The sequence below is a fragment of the Hyphomicrobium denitrificans ATCC 51888 genome, assembly GCF_000143145.1.
Lineage (GTDB): Bacteria > Pseudomonadota > Alphaproteobacteria > Rhizobiales > Hyphomicrobiaceae > Hyphomicrobium_B > Hyphomicrobium_B denitrificans.
Window position 1 is genome coordinate 298,223 of record NC_014313.1, and the last position, 19,578, is coordinate 317,800.

Annotated in this window: 19 protein-coding genes; 7 read left to right on the top strand and 12 right to left on the bottom strand. The window is 61.4% G+C overall.

What is annotated here, in order from left to right; translation table 11 throughout:
- Window positions 1-22: 22 nt before the first annotated feature.
- The gene (locus HDEN_RS01390) at window positions 23-1,363 is read right to left on the bottom strand and encodes an amidase (RefSeq protein WP_013214333.1); all 1,341 of its coding nucleotides are present in this window, start codon (window positions 1,361-1,363) and stop codon (window positions 23-25) included.
- Between the two features lie 245 nt (window positions 1,364-1,608).
- Between HDEN_RS01390 and HDEN_RS01395 the strand changes: the two genes are divergently transcribed.
- Complete coding sequence (locus HDEN_RS01395; protein WP_013214334.1) at window positions 1,609-2,811, top strand: pyridoxal-phosphate-dependent aminotransferase family protein; 1,203 nt, start codon at window positions 1,609-1,611, stop codon at window positions 2,809-2,811.
- A gap of 40 nt (window positions 2,812-2,851) precedes the next feature.
- Here the strand turns inward: HDEN_RS01395 and HDEN_RS01400 are convergent, their stop codons facing one another.
- The 3 genes from HDEN_RS01400 to HDEN_RS01410 all read right to left on the bottom strand — a co-directional run bounded on the left by HDEN_RS01400 (window position 2,852) and on the right by HDEN_RS01410 (window position 4,516).
- Entirely contained in the window at window positions 2,852-3,178 is a 327-nt protein-coding gene (locus HDEN_RS01400; protein WP_013214335.1) for a DUF2853 family protein, read from the bottom strand.
- Window positions 3,179-3,294: 116 nt separating this feature from the next.
- The gene (locus HDEN_RS01405; RefSeq protein WP_013214336.1) at window positions 3,295-3,684 is read right to left on the bottom strand and encodes a thioredoxin fold domain-containing protein; all 390 of its coding nucleotides are present in this window, start codon (window positions 3,682-3,684) and stop codon (window positions 3,295-3,297) included.
- Between the two features lie 172 nt (window positions 3,685-3,856).
- Window positions 3,857-4,516 (bottom strand): DUF1007 family protein, encoded by a 660-nt coding sequence (locus tag HDEN_RS01410; RefSeq protein WP_013214337.1) that lies wholly within the window; start codon window positions 4,514-4,516, stop codon window positions 3,857-3,859.
- A gap of 190 nt (window positions 4,517-4,706) precedes the next feature.
- On the opposite strand from HDEN_RS01410, the gene HDEN_RS01415 reads away from it, so the two are divergent.
- The gene (locus HDEN_RS01415; RefSeq protein WP_049775361.1) at window positions 4,707-5,687 is read left to right on the top strand and encodes a zinc ABC transporter substrate-binding protein; all 981 of its coding nucleotides are present in this window, start codon (window positions 4,707-4,709) and stop codon (window positions 5,685-5,687) included.
- 65 nt (window positions 5,688-5,752) lie between these two features.
- Here the strand turns inward: HDEN_RS01415 and phoB are convergent, their stop codons facing one another.
- The 8 genes from phoB to HDEN_RS01455 form a co-directional block, all read right to left on the bottom strand.
- Window positions 5,753-6,457, bottom strand: coding sequence for a phosphate regulon transcriptional regulator PhoB (phoB, locus tag HDEN_RS01420; protein WP_013214339.1), 705 nt, complete (start codon window positions 6,455-6,457; stop codon window positions 5,753-5,755).
- A 24-nt stretch (window positions 6,458-6,481) separates the two neighbouring features.
- Entirely contained in the window at window positions 6,482-7,195 is a 714-nt protein-coding gene (gene phoU / locus HDEN_RS01425; RefSeq protein ID WP_013214340.1) for a phosphate signaling complex protein PhoU, read from the bottom strand.
- A gap of 41 nt (window positions 7,196-7,236) precedes the next feature.
- Window positions 7,237-8,025, bottom strand: coding sequence for a phosphate ABC transporter ATP-binding protein PstB (gene pstB, locus HDEN_RS01430; RefSeq protein ID WP_013214341.1), 789 nt, complete (start codon window positions 8,023-8,025; stop codon window positions 7,237-7,239).
- Window positions 8,022-8,873: a phosphate ABC transporter permease PstA gene (pstA, locus tag HDEN_RS01435; RefSeq protein ID WP_013214342.1), complete on the bottom strand. Its 852-nt coding sequence runs from the start codon at window positions 8,871-8,873 to the stop codon at window positions 8,022-8,024. Before pstA ends, pstB begins: the two co-directional genes overlap by 4 nt.
- 1 nt (window position 8,874) lies before the next feature.
- Window positions 8,875-9,867 (bottom strand): phosphate ABC transporter permease subunit PstC, encoded by a 993-nt coding sequence (gene pstC, locus HDEN_RS01440; protein ID WP_013214343.1) that lies wholly within the window; start codon window positions 9,865-9,867, stop codon window positions 8,875-8,877.
- Window positions 9,868-9,946: 79 nt separating this feature from the next.
- Window positions 9,947-10,990 (bottom strand): phosphate ABC transporter substrate-binding protein PstS, encoded by a 1,044-nt coding sequence (gene pstS / locus HDEN_RS01445; RefSeq protein ID WP_013214344.1) that lies wholly within the window; start codon window positions 10,988-10,990, stop codon window positions 9,947-9,949.
- 346 nt (window positions 10,991-11,336) lie between these two features.
- Entirely contained in the window at window positions 11,337-12,623 is a 1,287-nt protein-coding gene (locus HDEN_RS01450; RefSeq protein WP_013214345.1) for an ATP-binding protein, read from the bottom strand.
- Window positions 12,624-12,640: 17 nt separating this feature from the next.
- Window positions 12,641-13,138, bottom strand: coding sequence for an RrF2 family transcriptional regulator (locus HDEN_RS01455; RefSeq protein WP_013214346.1), 498 nt, complete (start codon window positions 13,136-13,138; stop codon window positions 12,641-12,643).
- A 241-nt stretch (window positions 13,139-13,379) separates the two neighbouring features.
- Here HDEN_RS01455 and HDEN_RS01460 point away from each other — a divergent pair, with 241 nt between their 5' ends.
- The 5 genes from HDEN_RS01460 to HDEN_RS01480 all read left to right on the top strand — a co-directional run bounded on the left by HDEN_RS01460 (window position 13,380) and on the right by HDEN_RS01480 (window position 19,508).
- On the top strand, window positions 13,380-14,663 hold the full coding sequence (locus tag HDEN_RS01460; RefSeq protein WP_013214347.1) for an imelysin family protein: 1,284 nt from the start codon (window positions 13,380-13,382) through the stop codon (window positions 14,661-14,663).
- Between the two features lie 82 nt (window positions 14,664-14,745).
- Window positions 14,746-16,173, top strand: a complete 1,428-nt coding sequence (locus HDEN_RS01465) for a multicopper oxidase family protein (RefSeq protein WP_013214348.1) — start codon at window positions 14,746-14,748, stop codon at window positions 16,171-16,173.
- Entirely contained in the window at window positions 16,170-17,351 is a 1,182-nt protein-coding gene (locus tag HDEN_RS01470; protein WP_013214349.1) for a di-heme oxidoredictase family protein, read from the top strand. The genes HDEN_RS01465 and HDEN_RS01470 overlap by 4 nt, the downstream gene beginning before the upstream one ends.
- Window positions 17,348-18,415 (top strand): imelysin family protein, encoded by a 1,068-nt coding sequence (locus HDEN_RS01475; protein ID WP_013214350.1) that lies wholly within the window; start codon window positions 17,348-17,350, stop codon window positions 18,413-18,415. Before HDEN_RS01470 ends, HDEN_RS01475 begins: the two co-directional genes overlap by 4 nt.
- Window positions 18,396-19,508: a DUF1513 domain-containing protein gene (locus tag HDEN_RS01480; RefSeq protein WP_013214351.1), complete on the top strand. Its 1,113-nt coding sequence runs from the start codon at window positions 18,396-18,398 to the stop codon at window positions 19,506-19,508. Before HDEN_RS01475 ends, HDEN_RS01480 begins: the two co-directional genes overlap by 20 nt.
- The last annotated feature ends 70 nt before the right edge of the window (window positions 19,509-19,578 follow it).

Here is a 19,578-nt window from a genome sequence, read left to right on the forward strand (position 1 = left end):
GCGCGAAGCAAATTCTGGATCGCTAGGCCGTACGCTGCTGACGCATCATCCAGTCGGCGACGCGGAGGAGATGGGCGTCGTTGCCGCGAGCGCCGACGAGTTGAACGCCGACGGGTAGGCCGTCGATTTCGAGCAGCGGCAGCGAGATGCACGGCATGCCCAGGTACGTCCATAGGGCATTGAACATCGGGCTGCCGGTGCCGCTCAAGCCGACGAGCGCGGGACCGGTTGCGGCGGGTGTCAGGATCGCATCGTAATCGGCGATCACCGGCTTCAGGATTTCGTACAGGCTGTCCTGGTCGGCGCGGGCGGCGGCGTAATCGGCGGACGAGAACGTGCGGCCCTCGGCGATGATTTCTTTCAGTTTGCCGGACATCCGATCCGGATTGGCGTCGGCGATCGGGCCGTAGTTGCGCGCGATGTCGTAGAACTGCACGATCTGCGGCAGGCGAAGAATGCCTTCGAACTCTGGCGGCAGAATCGTTTCGACGATCTCGGCGCGCGCTCCGAAGCTGCCGGCAAAGTCTTCGAACGCGGCGCGCGTTGCGGGCTCGGCCTGTGGCCATGCGGGCGTTTTGATGAAGGCGAATCTCGGAACGCGCGGGCCGGGTTCGGCGAGGGCGGCAACGAGCGACGGTTTCTCGCCGGCCTGCATGTCGGTGTCGGCCGCATCGAACGCGCTCATGGCGTCGAACAGAAGCGCGATGTCTTCGATCGAGCGTGCGTAGCCGCCGATCGTATCGAGTGGCGCCGATTGCGCGAGCACGCCCGTGCGCGAGGTGTATCCGAACGTCGGTTTGAAGCCGATCACACCGCAATAGGATGCCGGGCGGATCGTCGAGCCAGCGGTCTGCGTTCCGAGCGCGAGCGGCACTTGGCCATCGGCGACGGCAGCAGCGGATCCCGATGACGATCCGCCGGGGGTTCGTTCCGGATCGTGTGGGTTACGTGTTTTGCCCGGCCCGAAGAAGGCAAGCTCGGTCGTGACCGTTTTGCCGAGAATGATTGCGCCCGCCGCTTTCAGCTGCATCACGAGGACAGCATCCGTATCGGGCTGACGTCCGGCAAAGACTTCGGAGCCGTACTCGGTCGGAAAGTCCTTGGTGTCGATGACATCCTTGATGCCGACGGGAATGCCGGACAACGGCGGCAGAGATGCACCAGTGGCGCGCAGCTTGTCGCTCGCTCGCGCGGCTTCGAGCGCCCGCTGAGCATTGACCGTCGTCCATGCGCCGACCGCCGCGTCGCGGTCCGATATTCGCGCAAGGCAAGACGAAACAAGCGCTTCGGAGGTCAGCTGACCTGAATCGAGCAGCCGTTTCGCTTCGCTCGCCGTACGGGCTGCAAAAAGTGTATGGTTCATGTGCACCGCTTCCCCACAAACCGGTCGACGCCAGGTCGCCGTTTGATGCGCCAGGGCTCGAAAAGTTGCAAGGTAGCGGCCGGCTTCCTGCCTTGTGCGTGGGAGGAAGCGATTTTTCTCGGGTTATAGCCAGCCGAGACAAAACGCGCCGTGCCAGGGGCCAGTTGGGCATTTCTGCCAATTGTATCCGGCGGACGGGCGTACTAGGACACCCAGCAGCGCATTCCCACTTTTTGAGGACGACAATGACGAGAGAGCCTCGCAGCCCCGGCAGACATTTCTTGCAGATTCCAGGGCCGACGCCTGTTCCGGAACGGGTTTTGGCGGCCATGTCGCGTCAGATGCTCGATCATCGCGGTCTCGAGTTTCAGCAGCTCGGCCGCCGTGTGCTCTCGGGCATCAAAAGCCTTTTCAAGACGCAGAGCCACGTCATCATCTATCCGTCGTCCGGCACCGGCGCGTGGGAAGCCGCGCTGACCAATACGCTGTCGCCCGGCGACAAGGTGTTGATGTGCGAGACGGGTCAGTTCGCCGTGCTGTGGGCAGCGATGGCTGCGCGGCTCGGACTCGAAACGGAAGTCATTCCTACCGACTGGCGCATCGGCGCCGACGCGAACCTGATCGAAAAGGCGCTCAAGGCCGACAAGGGTCACAAGATCAAGGCCGTCTGCGTCGTGCATAACGAAACGTCGACGGGCTGTCTGACGCGGGTCGATGAAGTGCGCAAGGCGCTCGACGCCCTGCAGCATCCCGCGCTGCTGATGACGGACAGCATCTCCGGTCTCGTGTGCGCCGATCTGCGGCACGACGAATGGGGCATCGACGTTACGGTTTCGGGTTCGCAGAAGGGCATGATGCTGCCGCCGGGCCTGTCGTTCACCGCCATCAGCGCCAAGGCGCTCGAGGCGTCGAAAAAGGCCGGGCTTCGCACCTCGTATTTCTCGTGGAGCGATATGCTGGCGAACAATTCGAACGGCTTCTTCCCGTACACTCCGGCGACCGGCCTGCTCTATGGCCTCGCCGAAGCGATCGACATGATCCACGAGGAAGGCCTCGAGAACGTGTTCGTACGGCACGAGCGTCTTGCGGAAGCGACGCGCCGGGCGGTTGCCGCCTGGGGCTTCGAAACGCAGTGCCGCGAGGCCAAGTATTATTCGCCTGCGGTGACCACCGTGATCATGCCGGACGGGCATAATGCCGACGCCTACCGCAAGATCGTGCTCGACAATTTCAACATGTCGCTCGGCACCGGGCTCAACAGGCTCGCGGGCAAAGCGTTCCGCATCGGTCATCTCGGCGACACCAACGAGCTGACGGTTCTCGGCGCGTTGACGGGCGTCGAAATGGGCTTCGAGCTGGCGGGCGTGCCCTACAAGAAGGGCGGCGTTCAGGCGGCGATGAGCTACATCGCGGAGACGGCCGAGCAGGCCAAGGCCGTCGCGGCCTGACACTGCTCTTCTACATTGTGCCGGTGCGCTGGGGACGTGATTACGCCCCAGCGAGGCTGGCGAGTTTTCCGGTCTTTTCGGCGATCAGATAATAGAACGTGACGCGGCTCTTGCGCGTCTCGGCTTTCATCGTCGTGCAAACGTCGGCGATGACCTTGTCGAGCTTGGCGTCGTCGTCCGTCAGGCCGAGCTTCTTCTTCAGCCAGCTTTCGCGCACTGTTGCGAGTTCGTCCTTGCTCGAGCACGAGACGAGTGATGCATCCGCGCTTCTCAGGGCGATGCCAAGGTGCTTGACGATCGCCGCAACGACTTTGTCGTCGACGTTCGGCTGATAGCGCTTGATGTCATCGGCATAATTGACGCTCATATCGACCTTCCTTCTGACTGTTCCACCAGGGGTGCGACAGTTCAGTCAAATAGAGGAAAGATCGTGCGATCTCAAGCGCATCGCAGCGAATGGCGGGATGCGCAGCCGGTGCAAGCTCAAGGCGCAGAGGCGATCAGATACTTGATCGAATGAAAGAAGTTCTCAGGCCCCATGTATCCTGAGATCCGGCCGACTTCATGCTGCGACTTCACAATCACGAATGTCGGGACGACATCGACGGTCGATTTCAGATCGAGGCGAGCGGTTTCGATGTCGTTGACATCGAGGAAGCGTACCGGCGCGTCCTTGCCTTGCTTGGAGGCTTCGTAGGCCGGGAGCACGTCGCGTCTGAAGAGCCTGCAGTAAATGCAGCCATCGGCTTCGACGACGACCAATTCGAAATCGACGTTCGAGGGCGTGCTGGTGATGTCGAGGTCGGCGCGCGATGCTCCGAGGGGCAAACTCATCAGGAGCGCAAAGAAAAAGCCAACGAGTAATCTGCGCATGGCGTAATCCGATTGTACGAACCGCGATGCTTCAAATTTAAATCTAATCGGGCCGGGCGGCGGCGAAAATTAAAGAGCTAGTTAATCGCTGTCTCAAAATGAAACGGCAGCGATTTTCGCGGTCCAGCCATAGAGGAATAAGCGCGTTCTGGCACGCTGGTTTCCTCAGCAACTATGATTTCTTGCAGCTGAGCGCCACGGTTTTGTAGGAGCCAAATCCGATTGCGGCTCCGCCGAACTGCTGTGCGATCGCGTCGCCGAGCTTTTGCGATTGTGCATCGACCTTTTCGGCCTCGGGGTCGATCATCGTCGCGCTGCATCCTGCCGGAGCGGCCGCGAGCTTCACCGCATCGGTCGCTTCCGGCTCGAAGGCGATGAAATAGGACGGATCGAACACGGCGATCGTCAGACCCTGCGCATCGGAGAACACGGGCTTCACGAGCGACAGGTGGAAATGAAGCTTCAAAACCTTGTTCGTGTATTCGAGCCGCGCATTCTCGGGTGGTGAAAACTGCAGCGTCTCGCTGCCGAGCTTTGCGACGGTGAAGTAGTTGAAGTCCTTGAGGCCATCCATGTTGACCTTCAACAGCGGCTCAAGCTCGGCCTGATCGTATTTGCCGTCGTTGTTGGTATCGAGACCTTCGAGCGCCATGACCGAGTAAGCGTCGTCGAACGACCAGATATGGTCGACGCCGGTGACCATGCCCTTATCGTAGTTGATGGTCATCTCGTAAGTGATCCACATATGCGGATGGGACCACGCCGCCGCCGGCAGTATCAGCCAGGCTGCGAGAGCGAAGAGCACGCCGATCCGTTTATTGCTTAAAATCACTCGTCGACCTCTATCCTTGCCCCAACGCGACGACGCTTCGGTGTCGCCCTTTACCGTCGCATTGCGAACGTGGCGACAATGCGACACCAGGATCAATCCGCAGCCTATGGTGCTGACGCGGTTTGAGCTTGTGAGCGTTTCGTTCGTCTTGTTATATTATACGATGTTTATAGCATTCGACAGGGTTTCGATGGCAAAATTCAGTCCGGCGCGCGTTGGTGCCGGCATCATGCTGCTGGCCGCCATCTTTTCCGGCGCCGGAGCGGCCGCGGAGACGCCGAAGGTCGTCGTGACCATCAAACCGATCCATGCGCTCGTCAGCGAGGTCATGGCGGGCGTCGGCGTGCCGGTGCTGCTCGTTGACGGCGCGGCGTCGCCGCACACGTTTACGCTCAGACCCTCGACGGCGCGCGCGATCAACGATGCCGATATCTTCATCCGCACGTCGGATGCGCTGGAGCCCTTTACGCACAAGATCGTGCAAACCCTGCCTCCGAGCGTCAACGTGGTGACGCTCGCGGACGCGCCCGGCATTGCGCTGCTCGACCAACGGCGCGGCGGAACGTTCGAGCCGCACGTCCATGTGCACGCGATCGACGAAGAGCATGCGGACATCAAAGCGCATGACGGTCACGATGACGAGGAGGGCGGCAAGGACGGGCATATCTGGCTCGACCCGCGCAACGCCAAGGCGATCGTGGCGAGCGTGACGCAGGCGCTTTCGGCGCGCTATCCGGAGCATGCCAGCACGCTCACCGCCAATGCAGCGGCGCTCGATCGGCGTCTCGATGCGTTGAACCAGGACATCGCGACGGAGCTTAGTCGAGTTCGGGATAAACCCTTCATCGTGTTTCATGATGCGACGCAGTACTTCGAGCATCGCTACGGACTGAACGCCGTCGGATCGATCACAGTCAGCCCGGACATTCCGCCGAGCGCGCGGCGTCTGACGGAAGTTCGGCGCAAGATCGTCTCGCTCGGCGCCGTCTGCGTGTTCAGCGAGCCGGACTTCCAGCCGAAGCTCATCAGCGCCGTTACTGAAGCAACGAAGGCCCGTTCGGGAACGCTCGACGCCGAAGGGCTGACGCTGACGCCTGGACCGGATCTCTATTTCGATCTGATGCACGGGCTGGCGCGCAATATCGCGCGCTGTCTCGATGCGGAAAGCTGAAGGGTCCTGGCGTCGTGACGCGATGCCGCTCGTGAAGGCGATCGATCGCAGCGTCGCGCTAGAATTTAGACGGGAGCGTCGGCCTCGCGGCCGTCGAACACGTAACCCGCGCCGCGAACCGTGCGGATCGGATCACTTTCGTTGCCGCGGATCAGCGATTTTCTCAAACGTCCGATGTGGACGTCGACCGTGCGCTCATCGACTTCGGACGACTGACCCCAGACGCGGTCGAGAAGCTGATTTCGCGAGAGCACACGGCGCGGGCTCTCCATGAAAACTTCGAGCATCCGGTATTCGGTGGGTCCGAGGCGAACTTCGCGTGCGCCGCGCGTGACCTTGTGGGCGCCGCGATCCATGACGATTTCGCCGGAGACGAGGATGTCGCTCATGCGCTCGGGAGCGGCACGGCGCAGGAGCGCCTTGATCCGTGCCATCAGCTCCTGAACGGAGAAAGGCTTGGTGACATAGTCGTCGGCGCCGGTCGTCAGTCCGCGCACGCGATCGGCTTCCTCGCCGCGCGCCGTCAGCAGGATGATCGGCAGGTTCTGCGTCTCGGTGCGATTGCGAAGTCTCCGGCATAACTCGATGCCGGAGATTTTCGGAATCATCCAATCGAGAATCGCAAGGTCGTAGCTCTGTTCCGCCAAGAGCAGTTCGGCTTCCTCGCCGTCGGCCGCGTGCACGACGTCGTAGCCTTCGGACTGGAGATTGTACTTCAGAAGCTCAACGAGCGGTGCTTCGTCTTCGACGACGATGATCTTGGCGGCCATGATATTACGCCTTGGGTCCTTCGATTATTCGCGAGGCGTGATCAGGGTCGACGACGTGCGGTCGCCCTTCGGACGGTCGTCGGCGATCGGAACGCCGTGGACGAGGTAATGAATATTCTCGGCAATGTTGGTGGTGTGATCGCCGATGCGCTCGATGTTCTTGGCGCCGAACAGGAAATGCGTGCACAGGCCGATGTTGCGCGGGTCTTCCATCATGTAGGTCAGAAGCTCGCGGAACAGCGAATTGTACATCGCGTCGACCTGCTCATCGCTCAGCCAGACCTTCATCGCCTTATCGGCATCGAGGGTGGCGAGCGCGTCGAGAACGTCGCGCAGCTGAGCCTGCACCATTTCCGTCATGTGGCGCATGCCGGTCATCAACGGCTTCGGGTAGGTTTCGGAAGCCACCGCCAGTGCGCGCTTGGCGATATTCTTGGCAAGGTCGCCGATGCGCTCGAGGTCGCCCGCAACCTTGAGGACCGTCATGATGTGGCGAAGATCGTTCGCGAGCGGCTGGCGGCGGGCGATCATCAGAATGACCTGGTCCTGCACCTCGCGCTCGAGCTGGTCGAGCATCGCGTCACTCGAAACAGCCGTTTCGGCGAGATTCGGGTCGCGGCGTTCAAGGGCGTCCATCGCCTGGACGAGAAGCTTTTCCGCGTAGCCGCCCATCTGGGCGATGCGGCGGTCAAGGAGCTTCAGTTCGTCTTCGTATGACTTGACGGTGTGTTCGTTCATCTAAGTCGGTCCTAAAATTCGTGGGCCTCTGGAAGCGGTCACTAGCCGAAGCGGCCGGTGATGTAGTCCTGCGTCCGGGTGTCCGTGGGATTGGTGAACAGCTTTTTCGTATCGCCGAACTCGACCAGTTCGCCGAGGTACATGAAGGCGGTCTTCTGCGAGACGCGGGCCGCCTGCTGCATGTTGTGCGTAACGATCGCGATCGTGAACTCGTTCTTCAACTCATCGATCAATTCTTCGATGCGTGCCGTGGAGATCGGATCGAGCGCCGAGCACGGTTCGTCGAACAGAATGACTTCAGGACGGATCGCGACGGTGCGCGCGATGCAAAGGCGCTGCTGCTGGCCGCCGGAAAGGCTCAGGCCGCTGCTGTGCAGCTTGTCCTTCACTTCTTTCCAGAGAGCAGCTTTTTCGAGCGCGCTTTCGACGCGGGCGTCGATGTCGGATTTCGGCAGGCGCTCATAAAGGCGGACGCCGAAGGCGATGTTTTCATAGATCGACATCGGGAACGGCGTCGGCTTCTGGAACACCATGCCGATGCGCGAGCGAAGAAGGTTCAGGTCCTGGCGCGGATTGAGAATGTTCTCGCCGTCGAACAGGACTTCGCCTTCGGCGCGCTGGTTCGGATAGAGATCGTACATCCGATTGAGAACGCGCAGCAGTGTGGACTTGCCGCAACCGGACGGTCCGATGAACGACGTCACCTGACGCTCATAGAGCGGCATGGAGATCGATTTCAGGGCCAGGGACGACCCGTAGAAGAACTTCAGATCGCGGACGGAAATCTTTTCCGTAAGCGCGGAGTCCACATCCTTGGACATGACATTCATTGTGGGGACCTCGAAGAACCTAGCCAACGTGCGAGAATACTCATTGTCAGAACCGCGACTGTGATCAGAAGCGCGCCTGTCCAGGCGAGACGCTGCCAATCTTCGTAGGGGCTCAGAGCGTATTGGAAGATGACCACCGGCAAGCTCGCGATCGGAGCATTGAGGTTGGTGGACCAGAACTGGTTGTTCAAAGACGTGAACAACAGCGGTGCGGTTTCGCCGCTGATGCGGGCGATCGCGAGCAGCACGCCCGTGATCATGCCGGCGCGCGCCGCCTTATAGGCAACTTTCCGGATGACCAGCGACTGCGGGAGACCGAGAGCGGACGATGCTTCGCGCAGCGTGTTCGGCACCAGCAGCAGCATGTTCTCGGTGGTGCGGACGACCGTCGGGATGACGAGCGCGGCGAGGGCGGCAGAGCCGGCGATCGCCGAGAAGTGTCCCATCGGCCGTACGAGCAATTCGTAGACGAAGAGGCCCGTCACGATCGACGGCGCGCTCAGCAGGATGTCGTTGATGAAGCGCACGAACGACGTGATTTTGCTGTAGCGCCCGTACTCGGCCATGTAGGTGCCGGCGAGAATGCCGATCGGAGTTCCGATCAGCACGCCGATGACCGTCATGATGAGGCTGCCGACGATGGCGTTCAGCAGGCCGCCGTCGCTGCCTGGCGGCGGGGTCATCTCGGTGAAGACGTTGATGCCGAGCCCGGCGAAGCCTTTGTAGAGCAGCGTCGCAAGGATGATGCCGAGGATTGCGAGGCCCACGCCTGCCGCCGCCCAGCACAGCCAGACGGTAATCCTGCTTCTGATGCGCCGGCGCTGATACCGGCCACGATCGAGTGCCATGTTACGCTCCCGCTTTCTTCTCGATGCGCATCAGCATGAGCCGTGCAAGCGCGAGAACGACGAAGGTGATGAAGAACAGGATGAGGCCGAGGGCGATCAGCGATGAGGTATAGAGGTCGCCGACAGCCTCGGTGAACTCGTTGGCGATGGTCGCGGAGATCGTCGTGCCAGGCGCCAGGATGGAAGCTGAAACGCGGTGTGCGTTGCCGATGACGAAGGTCACGGCCATCGTTTCGCCGAGGGCGCGGCCGAGGCCGAGCATGACGCCGCCGATGATGCCGACGCGGGTATAGGGAATGACGACGTTTCTCACGACTTCGCGCGTCGTCCATCCCATGCCGTAGGCCGCTTCCTTAAGTACCGGCGGGACGGTGTCGAACACGTCACGGCAAACGGCGGTCACGAACGGCAGCACCATCATCGCGAGGATGAGCGCGGAGGTCAGGATGCCGATGCCGTAAGGCGGTCCGGCGAAAAGGCTATTCAGGACGGGGACGTCCTTGAACAAGGCAATCAGCTCGGGCTGCACGTTGCGCTGCAGAAAGGGGGCGAAGAAGAAGAGGCCCCAGATGCCGTAGATGATGCTCGGAATGCCGGCGAGCAGTTCGATCGCGATACCGATCGGCCGGCGAAGCACCATCGGGCAGAGTTCGGTGAGGAATACCGCGATACCGATGCTGATCGGCACGGCGATGAGCATGGCGATCGCGGAGGTGACGATCGTTCCGTAGATTGGCGCGACGGCGCCGAATTTTTCAGTGACCGGGTTCCAGGATTCGGTTGTCAGAAAGCTGAAGCCGAAGGTCGAGAAGGCGAGGTAGCCGCCGGCGATCAGAGATCCGAAAATCGCGGTCAGCAGCGCCAGGACGAAGTAGGCGGACGACTGCGTCAGATACCGGAAGAAGACGTCGGACCTTTGCAAGGTTCCGAGAACGCTCCGCCGTTCTGCCGGAGAGGCTGACGGCTGAACTTGAAGATCGGTCAGGAAACTCAAAATCTATGCTCCAGGTCCAACCGTAAATGGGCAAGGTGAAGGAGGCGCCGATGAAAGCGCCTCCAGTATTGCAGTCGTCTTAGTTCGTTGCGAAGACCGGCTTGTTGTCTTCGCCGACGATGTCAGCCCAGCTCTTCTTGATCTGAGCGACGACGCCGGCGGGCAGCGGGACGTAGTCGAGCGCTTCAGCCTCAGCCGAGCCATTGGTGTAAGCCCAATCGAAGAACTTGAGTGCGTCCTTCGCGGCGGCAATGTCCTTCGGCTTCTTGTGGATCAGAATGAAGGTCGGGTTGGTGACCGGCCAGGATTCGGCACCCGGCTCGTCCGTCAGGATGACGCCCATGCCAGGAGCAGATGCCCAATCGGCGTTGGCGGCAGCGGCCTGGAAGGCTTCCTTGACCGGCGCAACCGTCTTGCCGTCCTTGTTGATCAGCTTCGTGTGCGAGAGCTTGTTCTGCTTGGCGTAAGCGTATTCGACGTAGCCGATCGAGCCCTTGGTCTGCATCACGTTGTTGGCAACGCCTTCGTTACCCTTGGCGCCGATGCCGGCCGGGAACTGAACCGACGTGTTCGAGCCGATCTTCGACTTGAACTCTTCGCTGACCTTCGAAAGGTAGTTCGTCCAGACGAACGTCGTGCCCGATCCGTCCGAACGGAAGACGACGGCGATGGCGTCAGAGGGAAGCTTCGCGTCGGGGTTCAGCTTCTTGATCGCCGGGTCGTCCCAGGTCTTGATGTCGCCGAGATAGATCTTGGCGATGGTCGGGCCGTCGAGAACGAGATCGCCCGGCTTGATGCCGTCGATGTTCACGACCGGAACGATGCCGCCCATGACGGTCGGGAACTGGACGAGGCCGTTCTTCTCGAGCTCTTCGCCGGAGAGGGGCTTGTCGGACGCGCCGAAGGTGACCGTGTTGGCGATGATCTGCTTGATGCCGCCGCCGGAACCGATCGACTGATAGTTCAGACCGACGTTGGTTTCCTTTTTGTAGGTGTCAGCCCACTTTGCGTACACGGGATAAGGGAACGTAGCGCCCGCGCCTGAGATGTCGGCTTTGACGGGCGCAGTCGCTGCGGCAGTGGCCGCCAGCGCCGCAAAAAGCGCAACAAAAGACTGTCTCACTCTAAATCTCCTCTTAGCGGGGGCTCGAAGCCTTGTCCCCCCATTTGCCGGACCCCCAGGCCCGGCGCGCACTCTGTAGTCCACTTAGTTCAAGAGTTTATGAAACGTTAACGCCTTGTTTTTGAACGATTCCTAGCCAGGCGGAGGTGTTGAACGCGTGACCTCTGTTCCGGCTATCCCCTTGGTTCTGTTCAGTACCCGTCCTTCTTGAATGAGGACTGACAGCGAAATGATCAGTTGCGACGGCCAAGCTCTTGAAGAGGGCTGTGTCACAAGGCTGTCATTCAGCGACGGGGCCTTTGTAGGCGTTTGATGCTATGTATTTGTGACAGTTCAGGTCGTTGATTTATTTATATTTTGGAAGAGATACCTTGAAGGTCGTTCCGCGCCCGACGACCGAGTCGACGGACAGCTCGCCCTGATGGCGGGTCAGGATATGTTTGGCGATGGCGAGGCCCAGGCCGGTACCGCCGATCCGGCGGCTATGCTCGGTGCTGACGCGGTAAAAGCGTTCCGTGAGGCGCGGGAGGTGCTCGGGTGCGATGCCGGGGCCGTCGTCGGTGACAGTAACGGCCACACGTTTTTTGCTCGGATCGCGTTCGCTTTCCCGGAGATGGACTTTCACCGAGCCGCCGACGCGGCCGTATTTGACGGCGTTTTCGATCAGATTGTGAAAGACCTGGAAAAGTTCGTCGCGCTCGCCCTTTGCGACGAGTGGCGATGATTCCGGCTCGACGGTGATCGTAATCTGCCGCTCTTCCGATACAGGCGTCAGCGCGCGCACCACCTCGTTGAGCAATTCGCTCAGCCTGACCTGCCCGGTCGGATTGAGGTTGGCCTTCTCTTCGACGCGGCTGAGCAAAAGCAGGTCGTCGATGAGGCGCGTCATGCGTTCGGCCTGCTCGGCCATGATTTTGAGAAAGCGGTCGTGTGCGACTTCGTCGTTGCGCGCCGGGCCCTGCAGCGTTTCGATGAAGCCGCGGACGGACGCGAGCGGCGTACGCAATTCGTGACTGGCATTGGCGACGAAATCGGTCCGCATCTCAAGGGCGCGATGCTGTTCCGATTCGTCATGGATCGTGATCAAGGCGGCGACGGCAGGCTGTCCGGCTTCGCCTCCGAACGGCGCAACCGTCGCGATGAAGCGCTGGCCGCCGCCGCCGCGTGGCAGCAGCATTGCCTTGCGTTTCTGGGCGGTTTCGAAAGCTCCGGTAACGGCGGCGATGAGTTCCGGGTCGCGGCTGACGTGCTCGAGCGGCCGGCCTTGCGTCAGCCTTTCGAAAATGGCGAGCGCCGCGGCGTTGTAATTCAGCACGACCGACGAACGGTTGAGAACGATGGTCGGATCGGGGATCGCAGCCACGAGATCCGGCCAGGAAAACGGCTTCTCCGTTGCCCCAGAATTTGCAATGGCTTCGGCCATTTTTTCAGGCTTGGGGCGACTGTTCCATGCCAGCGCCGCGCTGATGCCTGCGAGCAACCCGCATAGGACGCCAAGGCTCAGGCGCCATTGTTCCCCCGCGTACAGCCACATCGGGATCAACGCCAGCAAAGCGACTGCGCTCAATGCTGCAAAGCCTGCAGACGCATTCGTCGAGGGTGCGGGCGGCAGCCAATTTTTAATGAGCGACATTGCCTCTCCGGCGGCAATCAGCTCCGTCGCGCGGCACGCGCTGCGGGCTTCTTGGCGCGCGTTTTCGTACCGCGGCTGTCTTCGCCGTCGCGATCGGCATTCGATACCCCGAGAGGCGATTTCTGGCTCGCGAGCTCGGCCAGGGTGTGCTGGTCCAGGACGGAGATGAAAGCGCTCAGGGCGTCGTCGAACATGGCGTTGATGGAGGCCGGATCGTTGTCGACGGTCTTCCGCCCGCGTCCGCCTTCGACCTGGACGCGCGTGACCTCGATCGCCCTTACCACGTCGCCGATCTTGATCGACGTTGCCGGCTTCGCGAGCCGGACGCCGCCATTCGGGCCCCTCACGGCCGACAGAAAGCCCGCGTGAGAGAGAATATGGACAATTTTAAAGACGTTCTGCTTTGTAACGCCAAGCCGATCGGACACGTCCGCGACCTTCACAAGCTCGTCGTTTGCCAAGGTGCAATCAATCAGGATGCGGATTGCGTGGCCGGTTTGCTTCGTCAAGCGCATATTTGTTTACCCGGTGGCCGCGCGGCCGCAGCTCTAGAGTCTGACGACCGTTCTTTCAAATTCCCGACTCTATGGCAAGTACCGCGCGGCGGTGCGCCGCTGACAACGCGCCAAAGTGAGGCGGAGTTCACTTGACACCGTTCAAGGGTGCTAATGTATACTAACACGGTAAATAATTTTGGGCGATCCGCAGCTTAGCGTATTCTATCGCCAAACCCAGAAACATGATGGAGAACGCACGATGTCAAAATTGGCGATTGCGATAGCCTGCGCGACGGGGCTGGCGCTCGCAGGGGCGGTTGCTCGTCCGGCTTTCGCTGACGCGCCGGCGGTCAAAGACATCACCAAGACGTACGGCGACCTCGCCGAAGCGATGTACTCCGACTCGCTGGCCAAGGCAAAAGACCTCGACAAGGCCATCGATGCATTTCTTGCCGCTCCCGATGCGACGACCCAGAAGGCGGCGCAGGATGCCTGGAAGGCGGCGCGTATCCCCTATATGCAGACCGAAGGTTTTCGCTTCGGCAACAAGATCGTCGACGACTGGGAAGGCAACGTCAACTCGTGGCCGCTCGATGAAGGCCTGATCGATTACGTCGACAAGGCGAGCTACGGCGATGCGAAGGAAGAGAACCCGCTCTATACGGCAAACATCATCGCGAACAAGTCCGTCCGCCTCGGGCCGAAAGTTCTCGACGCCAGCAAGATCGACAAGACGGTGATCGCGCAGCTCAACAGCGCGCTTGAAGTCGAATCCAACGTCGGCACCGGCTACCACGCCATCGAATTCCTGCTGTGGGGTCAGAACCTGCACGGCACGAGCGCTGGTGCGGGCGAACGTCCGGCAAGCGATTTCGATCTCAAGAACTGCACGCATGACAACTGCGATCGCCGCCGCGATTACCTCAAGGCCGCAAGCTCGCTTCTGATCGACGATCTCAGCGAGATGGCCGGCAACTGGAAGGCCGGCGGCGCGGCACGCGAGGCGCTTTCGAAACAGGACGCGAACGCTCAGCTGTCGACGATACTCACCGGCATCGGATCGCTGTCATACGGCGAACTGGCGGGCGAGCGCATGAAGCTCGGCGTGCTGCTGCATGACCCGGAAGAGGCGCACGACTGCTTCTCCAACAACACGCATAACAGCCACTATTATGACCAGGTGGGCATGATCGAAATCTGGAACGGCAAGTACGACGGCGCGACCGCTGTTTCGGGTGCGAGCATCGCCGAGCTTGCGCGTGCCAAGGCCCCCGACGCTGCGAAGCGTGTCGACGAAGCCATGGAGAACACGAAAGCGAAGCTCAATGCCATCAAGGTCAAAGCGGATTCCGGCGAAATGGGCTATAATCAGATGCTGGCAGCCGGAAACGACGCCGGTAACAAGCTCATTCTCGATGGTGTAGACGCGCTCGTGGCGCAGGCCCGTGCCGTCGAGGCGGTTGTTGCGGCGCTGAACCTCAAGATCAAGATTGAAGGTTCCGACAGCCTCGATCATCCGGATCAGGTTGCGACCAAGAAGTGATTGGCAGAGGCTCCTAAACGAGACCGTTGCGATCGATAACGGGTGGTGGACGAGCCCTATGCTAACACGTCGAGAACTTTTGATGGGCGCCGCGGCATTCTCAGGGAGTGCCGCGGCGACTTTTGTATTTGGAGGCGGCAAGGCGGTCGCGCGAGCGCCGGTCATTGCGCAGCCGATTGCAAACGACACCAAGAAGCTGGTGCTCGATCTCGCAGAGCGTCCGGCCGCGCTGCCGTGTTTCGACGGCAAGACGCTGCCGCTCTGGACCTTCGAAGAGGGGTCGCTCTATCCGATCGTGCGCATGAAGCTCGGTGAGCGGCTGGATACGCAGTACGCAAACCATCTGCCGCGGGCCGGTGAATACGTATCGCTGCATTGGCACGGATTGAGAATTCCGAACGATCAGGACGGCGTGCCGTTCATGACGCAGAAGCCGGTCGAGCCGGGCAGTTCAGGCACGTACTCGTTCGTGCCGCCGGACACGGGCAGCTTTTTCTTTCACACGCACTGCAATACGGACGAACATTTCGGGCGCGGTCTCGTCGGGGCGCTGATCGTCGAAGGCGACGAGATCGAACCGTCGGACGCCGAGTACGTCCTGATGATGAAGGACTGGCGTCTTTCGCCCGAGGGGACGTTCCTGCCGTTTTCGACGGACGCAGGCGCGGCGAAGGCGGGCACGTCGGGCACCGTGCGTTCGGTCAACGGCGAGAAAACGGCAGTCTTCAAGGTGCCGTCATCGGCTAACGTGCGCATTCGATTTTACAACGTCGATCCGACGCGGATTTCCGAAATCGGCTTCGAGGATGGAGAAGCGGCGATCATCGCGATTGACGGTAACGGTCTCGATCCGCTGCCGCTCGTGTCGTGGCGCATGGGGCCGGCGATGCGCATCGACATCCTGCTGCGCACGGCGCCCGAGGGCGGCAAGGTTCGCCTCGTGGACTTTTTCGCGAAGGAGCCGGTCGTGCTGGCGGAGTTCGTCTCCGAAGGACCAGCGAAGCGTAGCGGCGCCTTTGTGCCGACGCCGTTGAAGGTCATGCCGTTTCCGAACGTGGACGTCGGCAACGCGCAGATCATCCCGTTCATTTTCTCGGCGACGGCAACGGGCGAGGCGCTTTCCGAGTTTGCGAAGTCCGATGTCGAAATCGGCTCGCTTTGTCTGACGAAACGCACGTTCTGGGCGATCAACAAGCAGGCGTGGTCCAGCATGGATCACAGAGATCTCGGGCCGCCTCTCGCGGTGCTCAAGTCGGGGCAGAGCTATATCTTCGATCTGCAGAACACGACGCCGCATTCGCATCCCATTCATATCCACGGGCATACGTTCGAGGTCATGAGCTCGAGCATGCGGCATGTGCAGCCGCATCGTGCCGATACCATTCTGCTGCGTCCGAACGAGCGCGTGCAGGCGGGAATCGTCGGGGGACAACCGGGGAAGTGGATGTTCCATTGCCACATCATCGATCACCAGGAAACTGGCATGATGGGCTACATCGAGGTCGCATGACCTCCGGCTTCAGACTCTGGATCAAGATCGCGCTGCTCGCCTTTGCGACGCTTTGGCCGCGTGTGGCCGATGCCGATCCGCTCGATGCCGCGATGGGCAAGGCGCTGTTCGACCGCATGTGGGTGCCGGCGCCCGCGTCGACGGATGCGTCCGACGGCCTCGGGCCGCTGTTCGTTTCGCGCTCGTGCACGGGATGTCATGGACGCGGCGAGGGTTCGCACGTCGTGACGCGCGAAGATGGCTCGCAGGATCTCGCGGGCGCCGTCGTGCGCTTCGGCGATGCTCAGGGGGCGACCGATCCTTTCTATGGGCTTGAGCTGCAGACCAACGCCGTTCCGGGGCTGATGCCAGAGGGAACCGTGCGCTATCTTCCGAAGCTCGATCTCAAGCTGAACGACCGGGCGCTGGCGGACGGCATCAAGGCTGGCGTGCGCCAAGCGCCGTCGCTGTTCGGCCGCGCGGCGTTCGATAACGTCACGGACGCCGAAATCCTGAAGCGCGTTGATGCGGACGATCGCGATGGCGACGGCGTCAGGGGTCGCGCGAACGTCATTGCGGGGCGCATCGGCCGGTATGGCTGGAAAGCGGCGCAGGTGACGCTCGAAGAGCAAGTCGCGCACGCGTTTGCGTTCGACATGGGTCTGTCGAGCCCGAAGCAGCCGCGGCCCTACGGCGATTGCACAATTCTGGAAACCGCGTGTCTTGCTGCGCCCAACGGTGAGAGCGTCTTGTTCAAGGGCCGCGAGCTGTCGGACGATATTCTGAGAGTCGTCTCGGTGTATCTCGGGACGTTGCGGGCGCGGCACAGGGCCACCGATCCGGAAGCCGTAGCTCTCTTTGCCAAAGCCGGCTGCGCCACGTGCCACGTGCCGTCTCTGGCGACCCGCGACGGCGGCACCGTCACCGCATTTACCGATCTGCTGCTTCACGATATGGGATCGGCGCTCGACGATGGCGTCGGAGAACCGGGCGTCAAGCCGCAGGAATGGCGGACGGCGCCGTTGATCGACGGGCATGTGCGCGAGAAGGAACGCCGCTTCCTTCACGACGGCTCGGCGGCAAACGTGGCGGAAGCGGTGGCGAAACACGGCGGCGAAGGCGCGCGGAGCCGGGATCTCTTCAACGCGCTGAAGCCGGAAGACAGACAACGACTGGTCGATTACGTGAGCGGATTATGAATGCGACGATGAAAGTGCTGCTTTCCTTTTTGATTACGCTGACACTGACGACGGCGGCGATGTCCGCCAACGCGCCTCCGAGCCATTTGGAGCTGACGCGGACGGCGATCGACACGCATATCATTCCGCACATCGACGCTCTGAAGAGTTCCGCAGATGCGCTGCCTCCGGCCGTCGAGGCCGTCTGCAAAACAGGTTCGGAAGAGGCGCGGCGCACGCTGGACGAGAAATTCGCCGCGGCCGTCACGGCTTATGCAGGGATCGATTTCCTGCGCTTCGGGCCGATGCTTGAAAATGGACGACGCGAACAGATTTCCTTCTGGCCCGATCCGCGCGGTTTCGTTGCGCGGCAGTTGCGCATGATCCTCCTGAACAAAGACGCCAAGCTCGCCGAACCCGGCGCGCTTGCGAAGCAGAGTGCGGCCGTGCAGGGGCTTCCGGCGCTCGAATTCCTGATGCGCGACAGCGAGGTTCCTCTCGGGCCGACGGAGCCGGCGCAGTTCCGGTGCGTCATGGCGCAGGCGATTGCGCACAACATCGTGCGGGTGGTGGGCGAAGTTTCCGATGGCTGGGAAAAGCCGGGTGGCTGGAAAGACAAGATGCTGAGCCCCGGACCCGACAACGACACCTATCGGAATGAGAACGAGTCGGCGGTTGAGATCGTGAAAGCGTTTCTGATCGGCATCTCGTTGACGGCGGATCTGCAACTAAAGCCGCAGGTCGATACGAAGATCAGGCTGTCGCCGCCCTACAATAAATCCGGGCTGCAAAAGCAGGTTTACGCGGCGAGCATCGCGTCGCTGCGACAGCTCTACGATGCGATGCATCTCGAAGCGTATCTGAAGCCCGACATGGCCTGGATGAAAGGCTGGTCGCAGGGAACGTGGCGGACGATCGAGGCTATCGATGGCGCGGGAGGCCGCTCGTCGCATGCGCAGCGCAAGGATACGCCGACTTCGCGAGAGGTTTTCGACCGCATGAACGGATTGCGCAACATCGTAGCCAATCGCTTAGCGACAGCAGCGGGATTGACGGTGGGATTTAATGAGCTTGACGGTGATTGATCGCAGATCGTTGCTGCTCGGCACGCTGGCGTTCGTCGGTGCGGCGTACCAGAGCAAGGCGTTGGCTTCGGCGGCCGATCGCGACATCGCGTATGTCGCCACGGCGCGGAAGGGCATGAAGAATTATTGCGTTCTTCTGCTTCGTGCCGACGGCTCGATCGTGCGCGAAGTTCCGCTGACGGCGCGGGGGCATGACATCGCCTATCATCGTCCGTCGGGGCGGGTCGCGGTGTTCGCGCGGCGGCCGGGTGTGTTTGGCGTGGCCTTCGATATCGACAAGGCGACGCCGCCGCACGTCTTCACGCCGGGCAAGGATCGTCACTACTACGGGCACGGCGGATTTTCGCAGGACGGGCGGCTGCTTTACACATCGGAAGCGGACGTCGAGAGCGAGATCGGTCTCATCGGCATTTACGACGTGGCGCGCGGCTACAAAAAAATCGGCGAGCATCAGAGCTACGGCATCGGGCCGCACGAAATCATGCTGCTGGCGGACGGCAAGACGATCGCGGTCGGGAATGGCGGCCTCGATACGGTGCCCGATGCCGGACGCGAAAATCTGAATGTCGATACGATGGAGCCGTCGCTGGCTTTCGTCGACGCGGAAAGCGGCAAGCTCGTCGCCAAGCACGCGATGACGGGCGATCTCAAGTCATTGTCGATCCGGCATGTGACGCAGGACAAGACTGGGCTCATCTGGTTCGGCGGACAATGGGAAGGAAGCCCGAGCGTGACGCCGCAGATCGTCGGCAGCGCCGGGCTCGATCGTGAGCTGAAGCTGGTCGACGCGCCGGGCGGCGGCAAGGGTCTGCGCGGGTACATCGGCGCGATGGCGGTCAGCAACGACGGCCGCTTTATCGCCGCGAGCGCGCCGAAGGCGGGGCACGTTCTCTACGTCGATTCCGAAACCAGCGCGGTCGTAGGCAAAAGCGATCTCAAGGACGTTTGCGGCTTGTCGTCGGAGGGCGATCATAACTTCGCCGCGTCGTCGGGGTTCGGCGTCATCCGCTACGAGACGGCGCAAGCGCGGGTCGTTTCCGAGCATACGCTTCAGAACATTGCCTTCGACAACCATTTGCGGCGGATTGCCTGAATTTTCAGGCGGCCGCACGGTCCGGCGGCGCCTACCGCCGGTTGCTACTCTGTCGCGATTGCGCTTTCGG

Excerpts from the sequence above, each read along its gene's own strand:
- HDEN_RS01450 (WP_013214345.1), bottom strand. The coding sequence starts at position 12,623 with ATGTCGCTCATTAAAAATTGGCTGCCGCCCGCACCCTCGACGAATGCG.
- HDEN_RS01415 (WP_049775361.1), top strand. The coding sequence starts at position 4,707 with ATGGCAAAATTCAGTCCGGCGCGCGTTGGTGCCGGCATCATGCTGCTG.
- HDEN_RS01480 (WP_013214351.1), top strand. The coding sequence starts at position 18,396 with ATGAGCTTGACGGTGATTGATCGCAGATCGTTGCTGCTCGGCACGCTG.
- HDEN_RS01395 (WP_013214334.1), top strand. The coding sequence starts at position 1,609 with ATGACGAGAGAGCCTCGCAGCCCCGGCAGACATTTCTTGCAGATTCCA.
- phoB (WP_013214339.1), bottom strand. The coding sequence starts at position 6,457 with ATGGCCGCCAAGATCATCGTCGTCGAAGACGAAGCACCGCTCGTTGAG.
- pstB (WP_013214341.1), bottom strand. The coding sequence starts at position 8,025 with ATGAATGTCATGTCCAAGGATGTGGACTCCGCGCTTACGGAAAAGATT.
- HDEN_RS01460 (WP_013214347.1), top strand. The coding sequence starts at position 13,380 with ATGTCAAAATTGGCGATTGCGATAGCCTGCGCGACGGGGCTGGCGCTC.
- HDEN_RS01390 (WP_013214333.1), bottom strand. The coding sequence starts at position 1,363 with ATGAACCATACACTTTTTGCAGCCCGTACGGCGAGCGAAGCGAAACGG.
- HDEN_RS01465 (WP_013214348.1), top strand. The coding sequence starts at position 14,746 with ATGGGCGCCGCGGCATTCTCAGGGAGTGCCGCGGCGACTTTTGTATTT.
- pstA (WP_013214342.1), bottom strand. The coding sequence starts at position 8,873 with ATGGCACTCGATCGTGGCCGGTATCAGCGCCGGCGCATCAGAAGCAGG.
- phoU (WP_013214340.1), bottom strand. The coding sequence starts at position 7,195 with ATGAACGAACACACCGTCAAGTCATACGAAGACGAACTGAAGCTCCTT.
- HDEN_RS01455 (WP_013214346.1), bottom strand. The coding sequence starts at position 13,138 with ATGCGCTTGACGAAGCAAACCGGCCACGCAATCCGCATCCTGATTGAT.
- HDEN_RS01400 (WP_013214335.1), bottom strand. The coding sequence starts at position 3,178 with ATGAGCGTCAATTATGCCGATGACATCAAGCGCTATCAGCCGAACGTC.
- HDEN_RS01405 (WP_013214336.1), bottom strand. The coding sequence starts at position 3,684 with ATGCGCAGATTACTCGTTGGCTTTTTCTTTGCGCTCCTGATGAGTTTG.
- HDEN_RS01475 (WP_013214350.1), top strand. The coding sequence starts at position 17,348 with ATGAATGCGACGATGAAAGTGCTGCTTTCCTTTTTGATTACGCTGACA.
- HDEN_RS01470 (WP_013214349.1), top strand. The coding sequence starts at position 16,170 with ATGACCTCCGGCTTCAGACTCTGGATCAAGATCGCGCTGCTCGCCTTT.